Annotated in this window: 11 protein-coding genes; 4 read left to right on the top strand and 7 right to left on the bottom strand. The window is 44.4% G+C overall.

Translation table 11 applies throughout. The annotated features are described in order from the left end of the window. Positions 1–218: 218 nt before the first annotated feature. Positions 219–878, bottom strand: coding sequence for a YcxB family protein (locus JMW85_RS10960; RefSeq protein ID WP_055125130.1), 660 nt, complete (start codon positions 876–878; stop codon positions 219–221). A gap of 418 nt (positions 879–1,296) precedes the next feature. Between JMW85_RS10960 and serS the strand changes: the two genes are divergently transcribed. From serS to JMW85_RS10940, 4 genes are all read left to right on the top strand, one after another. Beyond that, positions 1,297–2,583, top strand: a complete 1,287-nt coding sequence (serS, locus tag JMW85_RS10955; RefSeq protein ID WP_201502673.1) for a serine--tRNA ligase — start codon at positions 1,297–1,299, stop codon at positions 2,581–2,583. 256 nt (positions 2,584–2,839) lie between these two features. Next, the gene (gene tkt / locus JMW85_RS10950; protein ID WP_201581763.1) at positions 2,840–4,837 is read left to right on the top strand and encodes a transketolase; all 1,998 of its coding nucleotides are present in this window, start codon (positions 2,840–2,842) and stop codon (positions 4,835–4,837) included. Between the two features lie 128 nt (positions 4,838–4,965). Continuing rightward, entirely contained in the window at positions 4,966–5,622 is a 657-nt protein-coding gene (locus tag JMW85_RS10945; RefSeq protein WP_045453120.1) for a LysE family translocator, read from the top strand. Between the two features lie 75 nt (positions 5,623–5,697). Continuing rightward, positions 5,698–6,738 (top strand): nuclease-related domain-containing protein, encoded by a 1,041-nt coding sequence (locus tag JMW85_RS10940; RefSeq protein WP_201581762.1) that lies wholly within the window; start codon positions 5,698–5,700, stop codon positions 6,736–6,738. Positions 6,739–6,750: 12 nt separating this feature from the next. Here the strand turns inward: JMW85_RS10940 and JMW85_RS10935 are convergent, their stop codons facing one another. The 6 genes from JMW85_RS10935 to JMW85_RS10910 form a co-directional block, all read right to left on the bottom strand. Continuing rightward, on the bottom strand, positions 6,751–7,722 hold the full coding sequence (locus JMW85_RS10935; RefSeq protein WP_201581761.1) for a peptide ABC transporter ATP-binding protein: 972 nt from the start codon (positions 7,720–7,722) through the stop codon (positions 6,751–6,753). Continuing rightward, positions 7,719–8,801, bottom strand: coding sequence for an ABC transporter ATP-binding protein (locus tag JMW85_RS10930; RefSeq protein WP_265090744.1), 1,083 nt, complete (start codon positions 8,799–8,801; stop codon positions 7,719–7,721). Before JMW85_RS10930 ends, JMW85_RS10935 begins: the two co-directional genes overlap by 4 nt. Before the next feature lies 1 nt (position 8,802). Continuing rightward, positions 8,803–9,717 carry an ABC transporter permease gene (locus JMW85_RS10925; RefSeq protein ID WP_201581760.1) on the bottom strand — a complete coding sequence of 305 codons (915 nt, stop codon included), beginning with the start codon at positions 9,715–9,717 and terminating at the stop codon, positions 8,803–8,805. A 142-nt stretch (positions 9,718–9,859) separates the two neighbouring features. Next, complete coding sequence (locus tag JMW85_RS10920) at positions 9,860–10,876, bottom strand: ABC transporter permease (RefSeq protein WP_045453107.1); 1,017 nt, start codon at positions 10,874–10,876, stop codon at positions 9,860–9,862. Between the two features lie 205 nt (positions 10,877–11,081). Continuing rightward, positions 11,082–12,722, bottom strand: a complete 1,641-nt coding sequence (locus JMW85_RS10915) for an ABC transporter substrate-binding protein (RefSeq protein WP_087814460.1) — start codon at positions 12,720–12,722, stop codon at positions 11,082–11,084. A gap of 456 nt (positions 12,723–13,178) precedes the next feature. Beyond that, complete coding sequence (locus JMW85_RS10910; protein WP_201581759.1) at positions 13,179–14,822, bottom strand: GMC family oxidoreductase; 1,644 nt, start codon at positions 14,820–14,822, stop codon at positions 13,179–13,181. Positions 14,823–14,951 lie beyond the last annotated feature (129 nt).

The following is a 14,951-nucleotide window of genomic DNA, read 5'->3' as shown; positions in this document are numbered from 1 at the left end:
ATATAGAATGGCCTCAGCTTAAGCTAAAATCATAACTATACATTCATATAATTTAGAGCAGTTATCACCTTGCTTTTGATAGCTATTATAATAGCAGAGCACCATCGATAAGTTAATTTCAATAAATTTATAATTATGATTGGTTTTGTAAAAAGCATTTTTTATTGCTCATTTCTTTATCGCTCATATAGTAAGCGATAAAGAAGTCTTCTACTATTTTATGCTGGCGGCTGTAAGTTTTCAGGGTTTAAACCTTTAACGGGGATAACTTCTTGCAAATGCTGACGTACCGTATCGATCGGAAACTTCTGTGCTTCTAAGCGCTTTGGCACAATTTGGCTGCCTTGTTGACCTTTCATCTCAAACATCATAAAGATATAGTCGTCCGTCTCATCCCAGCTTTTGACAGCTGACCATGGAATGACGGCTTGCTGGGTCGTGCCTGCTCGCATTTGCATGCCGCGCATTTGGTTGTTATTAAATGTGTCAGGCTGATTCACTGGCATCGCCATGACGAGGCCATGCTTTTGTACGCCCAATTTCATCTGACGCATCTCGTCTGGCATTTCTTGGTCAGCCACCTGCTTGTCAAACTCTCTTTTCACATACCATTTAAAGCCAAGGGTACGAACCAGTAAATAAATGACGACTGAAACTAGCATCAGCCAAAAGATAATGGTTGAGTAGCCGGTGACAAAAACCAACCCTGCGATCGCTAGTACCACGGTTACCGCCATAATGATCCATTCTTTCATTTTGATACTTTTTAGACCGAAAGAAGGGCTAGCACTGGCAAATAGCTCGTATTGTGCTTGGTGAAATTCTGCCTCAGTTAGGTTTAAGGCGACAGGTTGTAGCGTATAGGGGTACAAGGCCATAAAGGTTTCTCAAATACTTGTATTGAAAGTGTTGGGTTTAAATCGACAAAACGTAGCAGCTACGTCGTACTTGGCTAGAAGTCGAATAAAAGGTATGCGCTTATCTTACCGAAAAGTACCCCTAAATGAAACATATAAGCCGCTCTGTTCGTTGATAGAGGTGATATTAATGGTTTTAATAAAGATGGGCGAGGCTTATTGAGGTAAGCTGAACTTTGAGAGATGCATTTAAAGTAAATGTAACTGGCTACAGATAATGAAAGTAATAAATGAAAATTCAATCAGCAGAGGTCAAAACATGGTCAAATCTGCTGTGTCTTGGTATTATAGCGGCTATCACTTATTTTGATAAAATCAGCACCTTTAAAAATAACACTTTCGAACCTCTTCCTCACTTCTAGCGTTACAGGCAACTATTATGATTGATCCAAAACTCTTACGCGGCGATTTAAGCGATTTACAACAGCAACTGGCCACTCGTGGTTATGCACTTGATATAGATTTTTGGCAAACAGTTGAGTCAGAACGTAAATCTTTGCAGATCAAAACCGAAGAGTTGCAGTCGAGCCGTAATGCGGGTGCTAAGCAAGTGGGTGCTTTGAAAAAATCAGGCGAAGATGCCAGTGAGCTATTGGCTGAGATGCAGAATGTCAGTGGTGAGATTAAAACAGCCGAAGACGAGCTGCGCACTCTACAAGAGCGTATCAACAAAGCTGCTATGCAAATTCCAAATATTCCAGCAGCCGATGTGCCAGTGGGTACGTCAGAAGATGATAACGTAGAAGTGCGCAAGTGGGGCACGCCTCGTACTTTTGACTTCGAGATTCAAGATCACACTTATATTGGCGAGACACTTGGTATGCTCGACTTTGAAGCCGCGACTAAGCTGACTGGCAGCCGCTTTAATGTACTAAAAGGACAATTAGCACAGATGCATCGCGCGTTGATTCAATTTATGCTCAATACCCATACCATGAAGTACGGCTATCTTGAGACCTATGTGCCTTATATTGTGAATTCAGACAGCCTCAAAGGTACGGGGCAGCTGCCAAAGTTTGAAGATGATTTATTTAAGCTGAAAAATCACACAAACAATGAAGACATGGACTTCTATCTCATTCCTACTGCTGAAGTGCCAATGACCAATTTGGTACGTGGCGAGCGTTTGGACATCAGTGAATTACCGCTTAAGTTTACTGCGCATACGCCTTGTTTCCGTAGTGAGGCGGGCTCTCATGGGCGTGATACTCGTGGTCTGATCCGTCAGCATCAGTTTGAAAAAGTCGAGATGGTTAACATCGCTACCGCTGAGCAATCTGATGACTTACTAGAGGCAATGACAGGGCAGGCTGAATACATCTTGCAGCAGCTTAATCTACCATATCGCACCGTGCAGTTATGTACGGGTGATATGGGCTTCGCCGCGCAAAAAACTTATGACATCGAAGTATGGTTACCGAGCCAAGATACCTACCGTGAAATCTCAAGCTGCTCTAACTGCGGTGATTTCCAAGCGCGCCGTATGGGAACACGTGTCAAAGATGGTAAACAAACCAGCTTGGCTCATACGCTAAACGGTTCAGGTTTGGCCGTTGGTCGTACGCTATTGGCAGTCATGGAAAACCATCAAAATGCTGATGGTAGTATCACCATTCCAGAAGTATTGCGTCCGTTTATGGGCGGTGCTGAGACTATTTCAGTTTAATATCTATATTGCTTGTACTAGCTGTGAGTTACTAAGATGACTCACAGCTTTTTAATATAGGGTAGTTTGATAAAACTGATATGAATAATTATTAAACACAAACGATTCTGTCATACCATTTCTTAGCTAGCCCTATAGCAAATATGTTAATATTGCACTTTGATTTTATAGTCTATAACTTGGGGGCGCATTTGGCGTCCTTATGCTTATACTCCTTTGAGTAAACTCTCCTCTTAGCCCAATACTAGGACACTCTATGCCAGCTCCAATTAGCGAACGTAAATTAGCCAATGCCATCCGTGTACTGTCGTTTGATGCGGTTCAAAAAGCCAACTCTGGACATCCAGGCGCGCCAATGGGTATGGCTGATATTGCCGAAGTTTTGTGGCGCAAGTTTCTGAAGCACAACCCAACCGATCCACAATGGCACAACCGTGATCGCTTTGTCTTATCGAACGGCCATGGCTCAATGCTTATTTACTCATTGCTACATTTATCTGGCTATGACGTCAGCGTTGATGATCTGAAAGGTTTCCGTCAGTTGCATTCAAGAACCCCAGGCCATCCTGAGCTTGGCTATACACCTGGTGTCGAAACAACTACTGGTCCACTAGGACAAGGTATTGCTAATGCCGTTGGTTTTGCTATCGCTGAAAAAACCTTAGCCGCACAGTTCAATCGTGATGGCCACAACATCGTTGACCATAATACCTATGCATTCTTAGGCGATGGTTGCTTGATGGAAGGTATCAGTCATGAAGTGTGCTCACTGGCTGGCACGTTAGGTCTTGGCAAGTTAGTGTTCTTCTATGATGACAATGGCATCTCTATCGATGGTAATGTCGAAGGCTGGTTCACTGATGATACGCAAGCGCGCTTTGAGTCATACGGCTGGCAAGTTATCAAAGTAGATGGTCATGATGCGGATGCGATCACGCAGGCAACTGAACAAGCGCTTAAAGAAACTACCAAACCAAGTCTTCTGATTTGTAAAACCACAATCGGTGCTGGTAGTCCAAACAAGCAAGGCTTAGCGGCTAGCCATGGTGCGCCACTTGGTGATGACGAAATTGTCTTGACCCGTGATGCGCTATCTTGGAAGCATGCTCCATTTGAATTAGATGACGAAATCTATGAAGCGTGGGATGCTAAAGCCAAAGGCGACGTACAACAGAAAAACTGGGAAGCTGACTTTGACGCGTATAAAAAAGCCTATCCTGAACTGGCGTCTGAGCTATTACGCCGTTTAAATGGTGACTTGCCAGCTGACTTTGATAGCCAAGCACAAGCTTATATTCAGCAAACGCAAGAAGCAGGTGGTGATGTTGCCAGTCGTAAAGCCAGTCAAAATGCGATTAATACCTTACAGCCATTATTGCCAGAATTGCTAGGCGGTTCAGCGGATTTAGCTGGCTCAAACCTGACGCTATTCAAAGGCGCGAAAGGCATCGAAAAAGATGCTGACGGCAACTATATCTATTACGGCGTACGTGAGTTCGGTATGACTGCGATTGCCAATGGTATTGCATTGCATGGCGGCTTTATCCCTTACGTCGCGACTTTCTTAATGTTTATGGAATACGCACGTAACGCGGTACGCATGGGTGCACTCATGAAGCAGCGTGTGATTCATGTCTATACTCATGACTCAATTGGTTTAGGTGAAGATGGCCCGACGCACCAGCCAGTTGAGCAGTTGACTAGCTTACGTACTACGCCAAATCTACGCACATGGCGTCCTTGTGATGCGACCGAATCTGCCAGTGCTTGGGTTGAGGCCATTAAGTCTGAACATAATCCATCAGCATTGATTTTTAGTCGTCAAAGCTTGCCACATCAAGCCCGTGATAGCGAGCAAGTAGCGAACATCACGAAAGGTGGTTATGTACTTGCAAAAGAGCAAGGCGAGCTACAAGCCATCATCATCGCTACTGGTTCAGAAGTTGGCCTAGCGATGGAAGCGTATGAAGCACTAAGCGCAAATGCTGTTGGCGTACGTGTCGTTTCTATGCCATGTGCAGAGATTTTCGTTGAGCAAGATGCTAGCTATCGTGAAGCGGTATTGCCTGCCAATATCCGTGCTCGTGTAGCAGTCGAAGCCGCGCATGTAGATTACTGGTATAAGTTCGTTGGTCTAGATGGCAAAGTCATCGGTATGACCACTTATGGCGAATCTGCTCCTGCAGACCAGTTATACAAAGAGTTTGGTATTACGACTGATGCTGTGGTTGAAGCGGTGAATAGTTTGGTGTAATCCGTTAAAAAAGTTATAAATAAAAAAGCTGCTAGAGAAATCTGGTGGCTTTTTTTATTGGCTAAATAATCAGTGTATTCATAGTGGTATTTAGTCCATAATTAAAAAAAACAGAGTACGGAATAATTATGAACTGGGATTTGTTGAGTATTTTTATCACGGTCGGCTTGGCGCATTTTCTTGCACTATTGAGTCCTGGACCAGATTTTGTATTGATCGTAAAGAGTGCGATTAAGAACGACAGTAAAGACGCAATAGGGGTTGCGCTCGGTATCACCTTTGCTAATGCAGTGTACATTGGTCTATGTCTAATTGGTGTTGGCTCAATTTTAGCCGCCTCTGCACCTATTATGATTACGCTAAAAATCATTGGTGGGTTGTTTTTAATGTACCTTGGGATACAGGCGTTACGCGCACGAAAAGATGCGTATGACCAATTTCAGGTAGCCCAATCAGCCCATTCAAATATACCTAAGACAACTTTTTTAAAGGAATTTACTGCAGGGTTTTTGTCTGGAATATTTAATCCTAAAAATCTACTCTTTTATCTCAGTTTATTCACTGTAGTGTTGACACCAGAAATAAGTTTTGTGTTCAAATTGGGCTTAGGTGTTTGGATGACTGTTGTGGTATTCGCATGGGACACTGCCGTCATATTTCTATTGTCGACTCGCAAAGTACGCGCTAAATTTACCCAAGTTGCTTATTACATCGATAAAGTTACAGGGGCGTTGCTTGGCGTCATTGGTTTAACTATCGTCAGAACAGCAATTGTAGATCGGTAATTTTAACCAAAAGTAATTAGTATATTGATATTGAACGTTATTTATTTTTTCATAACCACTTTCAAGAAAAAAACCATGTCCCTCAAATCCACTTTCAAAGGCTTTCTAGGCGAGACCGTTATCAATGTCGCCATGTGGCTAAAACTTGAAAAAGATGTCTATCACCGATTAAACGGTATTACCTTGCCACGAGCTAATGGTGGCAGTACCCAAATCGATCATATCATCGTTTCTGTATACGGCATCTTTGTGATTGAAACCAAAAATTATAAAGGCTGGATATATGGTAGCGAGAAGCAAAAGCAGTGGACGCAAGCTTTCCCAAATGGAAGTAAGTTTAAATTTCAGAACCCATTGCGTCAAAACTACTTGCACATTAAGACGCTCGCGGATCTATTAGGCTTGGAGCTGAGCTACTTCCATTCGATGATTGCTTTTATCGGGAAGTGTGAGCTAAAAACTCGTGATGAGTTGCCCGAACACGTATTGACAGGTGGGATGGTCTCTTATGTGAAGAAGAAACAAGATGAGATACTGACTGAAGACGAGGTCAAGTCTATCGTTGAGCAGATTAATAGCAACAGATTCAGCAAATCTTGGCGCACCAATAGAGAGCATAAAGCCTATCTAAAAGACAAGCATAGCCTCTCAAACAAACAGCCTAGCAGTAACTCCACTGATAAAACAATTGCTAAAACTGCCAGTAAGCCTACACTCGAGCCAGTAATAAAAGAAACCGCTAAACGAGCCACGCTGAAAAGCCGAGAAGTGCTGCAATGGTCTGGTCAAACTGAAATTGAATCTAGCGATTTACCAATTGATAGTTTTAGTACTCAGCAGACAAATACACCATATGATATGGCTAATAAAGTGTTTCTTACACCGTTTGAGGTTGTAGAGTCTGAGCTATTGCGCAATGACCTTAAAACTAATGAGCGTGAGACGAGCAAGTCTAGTGCAACCAATCATACAGTTGTTCCAGAGCAAGTACCTACCTGTCCAAAATGTCATGGAGAAATGGTTGAACGTGTTGCAAAAAAAGGCCTGAATCAAGGTCAGGCCTTTTTTGGTTGTAGCAAATTTCCTAAATGTTGGGGCGTGGTAAATATTGATTAGTCGTTAATGGTCTTATCCATAGATTTCTTCTAAACGTAAACAAGCAACCAATCGACCGTCCCACTCTCGCAGTTGCGGCTCTATCTCGCTGCATTGCTGCTTGGCATATGGGCAGCGTTTGTGCAGGGCGCAGCCACTTGGTGGATTGAGCGGGCTTGGTAGCTCACCTTGTAGCGTTAAATCGTTCTTATGACCATTTACTGTCGGTGCAGCAGCCAACAGAGCGATGGTATATGGGTGTTTTGGCGCATTATAAATCGCTTCTTTCGGGCCGTGTTCGACAGCCTGACCTAAATACATGACCATCACATCATCAGCGACGTGGCGTACGACAGATAAGTTGTGCGAGATAAAGACGTAAGCAGTATGATACTCATCCTGTAAATCCATAAATAGATTCAAGACTTGTGCCTGAATGGATACATCGAGCGCAGAAGTTGGCTCATCAGCGACGACAATTTTAGGATTGAGCATCATGGCGCGGGCGAGGGCAATACGTTGGCGCTGACCCCCTGAAAACATATGTGGATAGCGGCCAGCATGTTCGGGGCGCAGACCAACATTTCGCATCATCTCATTGATTTTGTCACGCTTGTCGTCTTTAGAAAGTTTGGTATGGATATCCAATGGTTCAGTCAATTGATAGCCGATGGTATGACGCGGATTGAGGCTGCCATAAGGATTTTGAAAGACCATTTGGATTTCGGTACGTAGCTCTTTGAGCGCTTTTCTGCTATAGCCAGTGGTGCCTTCATCGTTGATAAATAGCTCGCCATCAGTAGGCTCTTCAATCAGTGTCAACTGGCGGGCAAGGGTAGACTTACCGCAGCCTGACTCACCAACGACGGCCAGCGTCTTGCCAGCCTCAAGCTCGAATGAGATACCATTGAGTGCTTTGACATATGCTTTTGCTTTACCCAACCCTTGGGATACTGGGTAGTGTTTATGTAGATTGTCTGCTTTTAGGACCACTTTATTACTCATACTTGGGACTCCAAAGTAGCAGGGTGAGGGGTAGAAATGCGAGTAGGTGAGCTTGGTAGGTCAGCGTGAATACAGCGCACTTTGCCATTGGGCGTATCTAAAATGGGCGGTGGAACCTCACAAGCGGCTTCTTTATACGGACAACGAGGAGACAATAAGCAACCACTCGGGCGATCGTATTGGCTGGGTACGACACCGGGTAAGCTGTTCAGACGGTCTTGACCGATAGCCAGCTCTGGAATGGCTTGCAGCAAGGCCTCCGTATAAGGGTGAGCAGGCTTTTGAAAAATCTCCGGCACGGTACTGGTTTCGACCACTTGTCCGGCATACATGACCGCGACATCACGCGAGTTTTGCGCGACCAAACCCAAGTCGTGGGTAATCAGTATCATCGCCATTTGTTTTTCGCGTTGCAATCGGCTTAGCAAGTCCATGATTTGCGCTTGTACTGTGACATCGAGCGCGGTGGTAGGTTCATCGGCGATGAGTAGTTTGGGCTCACAAGCAATTGCCATCGCAATCATAACTCGTTGACTCATACCGCCTGATAGCTGATGCGGATAAACCTTGAGTCGATTTTTGGCATCGGGCATCTCGACCAGCTCTAACAGCTCTAGGATACGCGCCTGTACGGCTGAGCCACGCAAGCCTAGATGCTTACGTAATACTTCGCCCAGTTGCATCTCAACCGTGAAGCTTGGATTTAGACAAGACATGGCATTTTGAAAGATCATTGAGATGTCTTTGCCAATGATGCCGCGTTTTTCTTTGGCTGACATACTGAGCATGTCTTTATCATCGAACATAACGCGCTTGGAACGGACAGTTGCAGAGGGTGGTAGTAGCCCCATCAGTGCCATCATCGTAACTGACTTACCCGAGCCAGATTCACCCACGACAGCGATGACCTCACCTTGTGTAATCTTTAACGACACATCATCGACTGCACGAAAAGCGCGCACACCTTGCCCGAAAGTCACTGAAAGATTTTCAATATCTAACAGCAATGGTGATTCTTTTTTTGATGCGTCATTCATAGAAGTGTGAGTGATAGGCGTTTTAATTAATGGTTCAGTCATCTTAGGTCACCTGCTTTAATTTGGGATCTAGCGCATCGCGTAGGCCATCACCAGTCAAGTTAATCGACAATGCGGCTAAGAAAATAGCGACACCGGGCCAAATCGCTAGCCAAACATTACTTTGAATATATTGACGCGCCGTACCAAGCATTGCACCCCATTCAGCATCGGGTGGCTGAACACCAAAGCCTAAGAAACCAATCGCACCTGCTTCTAAAATAGCAGAAGAGAAAATCATCGTCGCCTGCACGATGAGCGGGGCCATACAGTTGGGCAAAATAGTGATAAACAATAAGCGCAACACGCCAGCACCCATCACTTGCGAAGCGATAAAGTATTCACGCTGTAGCTCTACCATCGCGGTAGCACGAGTCAAACGAATAAAAGGTGGCGTACAGACCAGTGCAATCGTAATGATCGTATTGGTCATAGAAGGACCTAGGATAGCGGCAATGATGATGGCTAATAGTAAGCTCGGATAAGACATCAAAATATCATTGGCCAGCATGACCGCTTTGCCCCAAACCTTGGGCCAAAATGCAGCACTAAGTCCCAATGAAACACCGACTAACATGGCAAGAGTCGTCGCGCTCAGACCGATAAATAGAGAATAACGCGCGCCATACATTACCCGAGACAAGGTGTCTCGTCCAGCATCATCCGTGCCTAGCCAAAACATGGTATTGCCGCCATCCAGAAAGGCAGGCGGCAACTGCTCTTGACCAGTAAATAACTCGTAAGGGTCATGGGGCGCAATGGCAGGCGCAAGGATGGCAATAATGACCATCAATGCCAGTACAATAAAACCAAGCACCGCGCCTTTATTTCGGCAGAATGTCGATAAAAATAGCTGCCAAGATGACGGCGGTGTGGCGGCCATAAGATTGACATCAGAGGGAAGAACAGAAGGCTTCATGAGCAGTTCCTATAGTGGCTAACGCGTTACAAGTATGTAGAGTTCCATTTCTAGCAATCATTTAAAATGTGCTAAAACTCACTCAAGACCGTACAAACACCAATAACCACTATTTATAATATGAGTATTTATCAATGTTAAATTAAGAAGTATGTCGAATACGCGGATTAATAAGACCATACAAAATATCAATAAATAAACTAACCAAAATCAGGGCGGTGGCGACCAATAAAATACCGTTTTGCACAATAGGATAATCACGAGTGAAAAACCCATCGAGCAGCCAATTACCAACACCTGGCCAACTAAAGATAGTCTCAGTGATAATAGCCCCCGCGAGCAAGGTCGCCATCTGTAAGCCAATTACAGTCACCACAGTAATCAAGGCATTGCGCATGACGTGTACCAATATCACGCGGCGCGGCGATAGGCCTTTGGCGCGCGCTGTACGCACGTAGTCCTCATCTAACACCTCTAGCATCGCCGAGCGTGTCATCCGTGCAATCATTGCGAGTGGTATGGTCGATAAGGCAATAGACGGTAGGATAAAGTGTTTCACCACATCCCAAAATGCGCCAGGTTCTCCTGATGTTAAAGAGCCAAGTAGCCATGATCCATATAAAGGTTTGACGTCTAAAAACTGCGCGACAGATATGACACCAGCGACGGGCAACAGGCCGAGATAATGGGCGAATATACCAGTCAGGATAGGCCCCAATAAATAGATGGGCATAGAGTAGCCAGCCAGCGCCCCTGACATTAAAGTGTAGTCAATCCATGTACCACGTCGTAGCGCGGCAAAGATACCTAAGCTCACACCGACAACACTGGCAATGACAATGGCACACAAAGCCAGCTCTAAGGTTGGTACAAAATGAGCAAAGAAGTCTTGTAATACCGGAGTACGAGTACGAAAGGATTGACCAAAATCACCGGTCAATATTCCGGTTAAGTAATCCCAATATTGGACAATGAGGGGTTTGTCTAAGCCAAGTCTTTCTAACGCTCGAGCATGTAGCTCCGGATCGACCATACGCTCACCCATCATAATCTCGACGGCATCTCCAGGGACGAGCCGAATTAGGGTAAATGTCGATAGCGTTAAGCCAAGATAGACAGGAATTAGAATGGCAATGCGACGCAAAATATAAAGTAGCATGGGCTGCTCAATTCAATAGTTGTGGTTCATCGTTTTAGATCGATGAGTAGAATGTTGGCAGAGATGAGAGAGTCGGTGACAAAATGCTTAAAAAGTGCTTAATAAGGTGCTTAACTCATATAAATACGGCTGGAGCAGAGTGTCTGACCCAGCCGAATATAAATTAAACAATCATGCATGTCTTACCGGACGTCATCAGCTCAGGTTATTCAACCTTTACACCATCGAAGCGTATTGAGCCAAGCGGACTAATTTTATAATCGACGACGTTTGGTGCGGTGAATACCGTGACCACCGAATGCGCCATTGTCGTCCAAGGCAATTGCTCTTTGAATATCTGCTGAGCTTGTACATAGTCGTTGACGCGCTCATCTTGATTGGTAATCTGACGGGCGTTAGTCACCAAAGTGTCAAAGTCTTTATTACACCAGCGTGAGTAGTTATTGCCACCGACCGCATCACAAGATAGCAACGTACCTAGCCAGTTGTCAGGATCCCCATTATCACCAGTCCAGCCTGCTAGAATGACATCAGGCTCACCTTTAGCAGCGCGGTTTAGATACTCGCCCCATTCATACGTCACAAGCTTGGTATCGACACCAATTTTTGCCCAATCTGCTTGTAGCATTTCAGCCATGAGTTTGGCATTAGGATTGTATGGGCGTTGAACGGGCATATACCATAGATTAATGGCAAGTTTGTCCGCGCCTGCTTCTTTTATAAGGGACTTGGCCTTTTCCACATCATAAGGCGCATCTTTGATAGATTTATCGTAGCCCCATTGTGTGGGCGGCATTGGATTGGTGGCTTTTAATCCTTCGCTTTGATAAACCGCATTGATAATAGCGTCTTTATTAATGGCCATGTCTAATGCTTGGCGAACTTTAAGGTCGCTAAGCTTCGGTTTTTCAACGTTATAGCCGACATAGCCGACATTAAAGCCGGGTTGATCGAGAACGGTGGCCTTACCAGATTTTTTGACAGAGTCAATTTCGGCCGGTTTTGGATAAGCGGACACATGACATTCACCTGCTTGCACTTTTTGCGCACGCACTGCTGAATCTTTGGTGATGACAAAGACTAGATTATCAATATGAATATCATCTTTGTTCCAGTAGTCTGGATTTTTGGTATAACGAATTTGCGCGTCTTTTTGATAAGAGGTAAACACGAAAGGTCCTGTACCCACAGGTTTGGTGTTGATATCAGCAGCATTACCAGAAGCCATTAACTTTTCTGCATACTCAGCAGAATCGATATAAGCGAAGGGCATCGCTAGGTTCTGTAAAAATGGTGCATTGGTTTCACTTAGGGTGATTTTTACGGTATTGTCATCAACTTTTTCGATATTGGAGATAATATCAGGTAGCCCCATACCGACCGAATAAGGGAACTCAGCAGGATAAGCTTTGTTAAATTCAAAGTCTGGATTGGTGATACGCTCTAGGGTAAAGACAATGTCATCTGCGTTGAAATCACGGGTTGGGGTAAAGTAATCGGTCTTACCATATTTAACCCCTTTACGTAGGTTAAAGGTATAAGTCTTGCCGTCTTCACTAATATCCCAGCTTTCGGCTAAGGCTGGCTGAATCTCAGTACCATCTCTTTTGAATTCTACCAAGCCGTTGTAGATGGGAAAGGCGCTCGCATCAAAATCGGTACCTGCAGTGTACTGTGCTGGATCAAATCCAGCCGGACTACCTTCTGAGCAATAAAGTAAGGTTTTGGCTGCTTTAGCATCTGAGCTGGCAGCAGATTCATCGGTGGTTTTGTTGTCGCCGCTACAGGCACTGATGCCTAGAATTACTGTCGCCAACATCGTCAGTTTGAAGAGTGATTTTTGCATTATTACATCCTATGTAATGATAAATAGTCGCCAATATATTTATAAGATCGTTTTTGACCTATAAATATAATGAGCGTGCTTTTAATTCCCTTTAAAGCAATTGTTTATATCGTGTTTCTAATATGCAAAATAAAAAATATTTTAGGTTGTATTAGCCATTATTCAGATTTGCAAAAAATACCGATATAAATAAGTGGTTTAAATATACTCTGTTCAACAGTGGTAATGCAAGACATCCGTAAGCTAATTTGATAGAAAACGTTCTGTTTTACTATCTTTATTGCCGAATTCGTTAGAGTTTCTCCTTGTTTTAGAAATGCTGATAAAATAACCACGAAAAAATATGGGTTAAACTTTTATACAATCTACTTATTTTCATTTTATTGAATATAAAGTTTTAGTAAATAAGTTTCTTAAATAAGAATACTAATTATAAGACGCTTAGCTTCCCATGTTTTATGGCGTGATTCGTTCGATATGACCGTGGTTTGCTTTGATAAGATCTGCGAGTTTTTCAGCAATCATAATCGTTGGCGCATTGGTGTTACCGCTGATGAGAGTCGGCATGATTGAGGCATCGATGACCCTTAATCCCTTTACACCGCGTACTTTTAATTGCAAATCAACCACGGACTGGTCATCTGAACCCATACGGCAAGTGCCGACAGGATGATAAATGGTATCTGACTTGTTGCGAATATAGCCGAGCATACCGTCTTTTTCGATATAGGGGGCAGGGTAGTCTTCAGTAATATATTTGGCGATGGGTGATTCTTGCATGATGGCGCGCGTACGCTCCGCGCCTGCAATCATATATTCCACATCTTTTGGGTGCGAGAGGTAGTTTGGATCAATCAATACCGCGTCTGAGGGGTCGGCGGAGTCCAGTCTGACCGTACCGCGGCTTTCAGGGCGTAGGTAGCAACTGTGACAAGAGACCGCAAAGCCACGTCTGAGATCACGACCGTGCTCAATCACGCGGGATATGACAAAGTGCAGTTGGGTATTTGGCCACTCTTTTGGGTCGTCACCGACACTAAAGAACGCGCCCGCTTCAGCATAGTTGGTAGACAAAAGGCCTGTACCATCCTTTCTCCACTGCCGAATACTTTTGGTCAATGTCGAAATCGTCGCCATACCAATACCGATGACGTCAGTGGTATTGACTTCGTAATCAAAAACGACATCCAAATGATCTTGTAGATTACCACCAACATCGGGCGCATCTACCACGACGTCGATGCCATGCGATTGTAGATGCTCAGCAGGTCCAATACCTGACAACATCAGGACTTTGGGCGAGCCAAAAGTGCCCCCAGATAATATCACTTCATGACGCGCCATAACCGCATGCTCGACGCCATCTTTTTCATAAGCGACACCAACGGCTTGTTTGTCTTCAAAGATGACGCGGTTGGCTTGGGCGTGGGTGATGACGGTCAGATTTGATCGGTTTTGTACTGGATGTAGATAAGCGGCCGCCGCAGAGCAGCGTTGACCTTGTTTTTCGCCATGAAAGTGGGTGACTTGATATAGCCCTGTACCGTCTTGCTTTTCGCCATTAAAATCTTGATTATGATCTAAACCATTGGTGATGGCGGCTTCTACGAATGCTTTGGAGATATCACGCGGACTCAGTAAGTCGCTGACATGCAGCGGTCCGCTATCACCATGCAGCTCGCCGCTACCATGAATATTATTTTCTGCTTTGATAAAGTAGGGCAGTACATCATCAAATCCCCAGCCAGTACAGCCTTGTTCTACCCAACGTTCATAATCGAGCGCACTACCACGCGTATAAATCATGGCATTGATAGCGGATGAACCGCCTAAGCATTGACCACGTGGTTGGAAGCCACGGCGGTCATTCAGGTGCGTCTGCGGCGTGGTGTGAAAGCACCAATTATTCAGTTTCAGCGGCTTGCCTGGCACCATCAAAATCAGTCCGGCAGGGACACGGACAGCAAGGTCTTTGCCTTCACCGCCATATTCTAATAAGCAGACACTAATGTCTGGGTTTTCTGTTAATCGGCTAGCAAGTACGCAGCCAGCTGAACCACCACCCACGATGACGTAATCAAATTTTTTATCAAATTCCATTTTATATTCCTTCTAGCATCCATGCTGAGTAAAACGTGCTCGTTAAAACGCGTTTATTGAAATAGGGTATGCATTACAGTATCTATTATTTTGCTGGAATAATAAAATAAAAATGACTAAGGGGTACTT

It is taken from the genome of Psychrobacter glacincola, assembly GCF_904846075.1.
Classification (GTDB): domain Bacteria; phylum Pseudomonadota; class Gammaproteobacteria; order Pseudomonadales; family Moraxellaceae; genus Psychrobacter; species Psychrobacter glacincola_C.
Note: the sequence above shows the minus strand (reverse complement) of the source record. Positions and strands in the feature narration are given on the sequence as shown.

Coding starts and splice junctions, on each gene's coding strand:
- JMW85_RS10935 (WP_201581761.1), bottom strand. CDS start 7,722: ATGAGTAATAAAGTGGTCCTAAAAGCAGACAATCTACATAAACACTAC.
- JMW85_RS10925 (WP_201581760.1), bottom strand. CDS start 9,717: ATGAAGCCTTCTGTTCTTCCCTCTGATGTCAATCTTATGGCCGCCACA.
- JMW85_RS10930 (WP_265090744.1), bottom strand. CDS start 8,801: ATGACTGAACCATTAATTAAAACGCCTATCACTCACACTTCTATGAAT.
- tkt (WP_201581763.1), top strand. CDS start 2,840: ATGCCAGCTCCAATTAGCGAACGTAAATTAGCCAATGCCATCCGTGTA.
- serS (WP_201502673.1), top strand. CDS start 1,297: ATGATTGATCCAAAACTCTTACGCGGCGATTTAAGCGATTTACAACAG.
- JMW85_RS10940 (WP_201581762.1), top strand. CDS start 5,698: ATGTCCCTCAAATCCACTTTCAAAGGCTTTCTAGGCGAGACCGTTATC.
- JMW85_RS10960 (WP_055125130.1), bottom strand. CDS start 878: ATGGCCTTGTACCCCTATACGCTACAACCTGTCGCCTTAAACCTAACT.
- JMW85_RS10915 (WP_087814460.1), bottom strand. CDS start 12,722: ATGCAAAAATCACTCTTCAAACTGACGATGTTGGCGACAGTAATTCTA.
- JMW85_RS10945 (WP_045453120.1), top strand. CDS start 4,966: ATGAACTGGGATTTGTTGAGTATTTTTATCACGGTCGGCTTGGCGCAT.
- JMW85_RS10910 (WP_201581759.1), bottom strand. CDS start 14,822: ATGGAATTTGATAAAAAATTTGATTACGTCATCGTGGGTGGTGGTTCA.
- JMW85_RS10920 (WP_045453107.1), bottom strand. CDS start 10,876: ATGCTACTTTATATTTTGCGTCGCATTGCCATTCTAATTCCTGTCTAT.